4 protein-coding genes are annotated in these 3,746 nt (G+C 30.0%); all 4 read right to left on the reverse strand.

Annotation, left to right across the window (positions count from 1 at the left end):
• Positions 1 to 15: 15 nt before the first annotated feature.
• Positions 16 to 1,098 (reverse strand): cell division protein FtsZ, encoded by a 1,083-nt coding sequence (gene ftsZ / locus KHW44_RS07405; RefSeq protein WP_002836226.1) that lies wholly within the window; start codon positions 1,096 to 1,098, stop codon positions 16 to 18.
• A gap of 333 nt (positions 1,099 to 1,431) precedes the next feature.
• Positions 1,432 to 2,154, reverse strand: a complete 723-nt coding sequence (locus KHW44_RS07410) for a cell division protein FtsQ/DivIB (RefSeq protein WP_304067862.1) — start codon at positions 2,152 to 2,154, stop codon at positions 1,432 to 1,434.
• Positions 2,141 to 3,253 carry an undecaprenyldiphospho-muramoylpentapeptide beta-N-acetylglucosaminyltransferase gene (gene murG, locus KHW44_RS07415; protein WP_002836224.1) on the reverse strand — a complete coding sequence of 371 codons (1,113 nt, stop codon included), beginning with the start codon at positions 3,251 to 3,253 and terminating at the stop codon, positions 2,141 to 2,143. Before murG ends, KHW44_RS07410 begins: the two co-directional genes overlap by 14 nt.
• The coding region (locus KHW44_RS07420) for an FtsW/RodA/SpoVE family cell cycle protein (RefSeq protein WP_304067866.1) at positions 3,250 to 3,746 on the reverse strand (497 nt) is incomplete at its 5' end. The genes KHW44_RS07420 and murG, both read right to left, overlap by 4 nt.

Genomic DNA, 3,746 nt, shown 5'->3' on the forward strand with positions numbered 1-3,746 from the left:
AGAACGGACATTTCATTAGAATCCTCTTCTCTTCAAGAATGAAGGTATTTCTATATCGTCGTGATCTTTTTCAGAAGTTTCTTCTGATTTTTGAGAAACCGAATCAGATTTTTTGTTTGATTTTAATTTATTAGCCATTGGATTGTCAGAATCAAATCCTGTTGCAATAACAGTGATCTTGATATCATCGCCCAATGATTCATCAATACCAGCACCAAATATGATATTAGCATCTGGATCTACTTCTTCTCTGATTAATTCTGCAGCTTCATTTACTTCGAATAATCCTAATTCTTTTCCAGTAACGTTGATTAATACAGCTTTAGCTCCGCCAATTGATGTTTCTAATAAAGGAGATTTTACTGCAAGTTTAGCAGCTTCCATAGCTCTGTTATCTCCATTTGCTTTACCAATACCCATGTGGGCAATGCCTTGGTTTAACATAATTGATCTTACATCGGCAAAGTCTAAGTTGATTAGGTTAGGTACAGCGATTAAATCAGAGATACCTTGAATACCATCCATAAGAACTTCGTCTGCCATCATGAAAGCTTCAGACATTGTAGTTCTCTTGTCTGAAATTTGTAACAATTTATCGTTAGGAATTATTACCAAAGTATCAACTTTGCCTTTCAAAGCTTCAATACCTTGTTCAGCTTGCATTTGTCTTTTTCTTCCTTCGAATGTAAATGGTTTTGTTACAACACCAACTGTAAGTATTCCTTTTTCTTTTGCGATTTGTGCAACTATTGGTGCGGCACCAGTACCTGTTCCACCACCCATACCAGCAGTAACAAATACCATGTCTGTTTTGTCAAGTGCTTCTTCGATTTCGTTTCTACTTTCTTCAGCAGCTTTCATACCAACTGCAGGATTAGCTCCGGCTCCCAAACCCTTTGTAATCTTGCTTCCAATTTGCAATTTAGTATTAATATCTAAATTATTTAAAATTTGTTTGTCAGTATTAACTGCAACAAATTCTACACCTTGCAAGCCTTCTTCTTTCATTCTCTTTACGGCGTTATTTCCACCGCCACCAACACCAATTACTTTGATTTTAGCTAAATCATTATCTTCTAGTTCCATATCAAAAGTCATAACATCCTCCTAATTTGTAATTAAAATTCCTTTTAATCTCTTTAACTTAATTATACTACAAGTTCAACAATATTTTTAATGACATCTAGTGTTTTTTCACTTCTCATTTTTATTGTACTTGTAGTATAATTTTTATTATATTTAATTATTTTCAGCTATATCTAGCTATTTCGTTTTGTATCTCAATCATTTTTGAAGTTTATTACTTATTCTTTCAGTTTGATTTAATTTTTAAATCACAAAACTAATAATACATCAATGTATTATAAATACACCATATTTTTTATGCATCTTATAAAATCTTTTTTTGCAAGGCAAACTCCAAAACTGTAATTACTCAGTTTGTTCTGGATTTTCTTTTATCAAAAATGGTTTTTCAGGATCTTTAGTATCTACCATTTTTGTGTTTATACTTTTAGTACTAATTTCTTTTAAAATCTTTGAAATATTATTTGATTTCTTTTCTGAGTCATTTAAATCCCCAAAAAATACTTTTATTTCATTTTTTGTAACCATTGTTATATCATTCGAATTTACCACATTAATCTCAGTTAATTGTTCCAAAATTTTGTGTGTATAAAGGTTATTCAAAAATTCATGAAATTTTTCGTCCGATTTTAAATTACTAATTTTTGACAGATTTTCATTTGCTCCAACAATTTTAACAATTTTTGAATAGTCTATTCTATCTTTGTTCTTTACAATTTTAAAATCCGAATCTACGAAAAATTTATCTTTTCCAACTTCAAAATAACAAATATCCTTTGCCTCTTCCACTGTTATTTCAATAGTATTTGGATAAATTTTCTTGATATTTGCATTTCTAATATAAATATCTTTATTAATCTTTTCCTGTAATTTTTTCTTATTAAATCTAAAAATATTTTCTCCTAATGAGTAATTAGCATAATTTTGTATTTCAGATATTTTTACTATTTTATTGTTTTTAACTGTGATTTTTTTTATTGAAAAATAGTCAAGTGTAGCACATAAATACGCTATGAGTCCAATCAGTAGCGATATTGCCACAATAATTACTACTCTATGCTTTTTCATCTTGTTCTACCAATCTGTAAAGTTCATCTACAATATCTTTACAAGCAGTTGGATAAGACATTTTCTTCGAGTTTTCTGAAAGTTCTTGTAACAATTTATCATCACTTAGTATTTCATTTATTTGGTAAAATAGGGTATTAGCATTCACGTCTTTTTCCAATATAACCTTACTTGCTCCTATTTTTTCAAATGCTCTTGCGTTGTGTTCTTGATGATTTTCTGTTGTATATGCTTTTGGAACAAGTATTGACGCTTTACCCAAGAAGGATAGTTCAGCTAGTGTTATAGCCCCACTACTTGTAACGATCAAATCAGACACAGAATAAGCTTTATCTATGTCATCTATATATGGATAGATGTGTAAATTTCTAATTTCATTTCCTGATTTTTGTATAAACTCATCGTAATTTAATTTACCTGTAGCCAATATTACTTCAAATTTATCTTGATTAGAAATTTTATCGACCATATCAAGTGTTGCTTTGTTTAATATTTCAGAACCATTTGATCCGCCAAATATGAATACAACTTTTTTATTATCCGATATTTTGTATTGTTCAATTGCTGCGTCTTTATTTTTTTCAATATCAGTAAATCTATTCCTGATTGGATTGCCCGTTACCACTGCTTTTTCTTGATTTTTAAAGTATTTAATAGATTCTTCAAATGTTACAAAATATCTGTCTACATATCTTGATAGTATCCTATTAGTTACTCCAGGGAAGCTATTTTGTTCGTGAAAAGCTACCTTTGCTTTAGTTTTAGTAGCTTTATATAAAATTGGACCACTCACATATCCACCAGTTCCAATAACAAGATCTGGTTTGAATTCTTTAAGAATTTTATTTGCTTCTTTTAATCCTTTAAATAATTCTTTTAAAGCTTTAAATGAATTCGCATTGATTTTTCTAGGAATTCCTCTAACATGTATAGTTTTAAAATCTATTCCCAATTTTGGAACAATGCTACTTTCTAATCCTTTTTCAGTTCCTACATAAAGTATTTTATTGTTTTCATCTCTTTTTTTTAATTCTTCAATTAATGAAATGGCTGGATATATATGTCCACCAGTTCCGCCGCCAGATACTATTATATTCATTGTCTCTCCTCTTCATTGTTTCTGTCTACATTTAAAATTATTCCTACTAGTGCCAACATAATCATCAACGATGTTCCACCGTAAGATATAAACGGTAACGTCAATCCTGTTGGTGGAATTAATCCTGTAACCACTGTCATATTAACATAAGCTTGTATTCCTATTACGAAAAGTATTCCAGAAACTAATAATCTTGAATAAGTATATTTTGTTTTCATCGCAATTCTGATTCCAAAAACTAAGAAGGCAAAATAAGCAATAATTAAAACCAAAGCTCCTAAAAACCCAAATTCTTCACAAATAATCGCAAAAATAAAGTCATTATGAGCTTGGGATAAATACAAAAATTTCTGTTTACTCATACCTAATCCACTACCAAGAAAACTACCGTTAGACACTGCTGCCAACGATTGGGATAATTGCCATCCCTCATCTTCTAAATTCCCCAGTGGATCAATAAAAGCTATAATCCTGTCAATTCTACTGTAACCTA

This window comes from Finegoldia magna (assembly GCF_018371055.1).
Taxonomy (GTDB): Bacteria; Bacillota; Clostridia; order Tissierellales; family Peptoniphilaceae; genus Finegoldia; species Finegoldia magna_I.

Excerpts from the sequence above, each read along its gene's own strand:
- KHW44_RS07410 (WP_304067862.1), bottom strand. The coding sequence starts at position 2,154 with ATGAAAAAGCATAGAGTAGTAATTATTGTGGCAATATCGCTACTGATT.
- ftsZ (WP_002836226.1), bottom strand. The coding sequence starts at position 1,098 with ATGACTTTTGATATGGAACTAGAAGATAATGATTTAGCTAAAATCAAA.
- murG (WP_002836224.1), bottom strand. The coding sequence starts at position 3,253 with ATGAATATAATAGTATCTGGCGGCGGAACTGGTGGACATATATATCCA.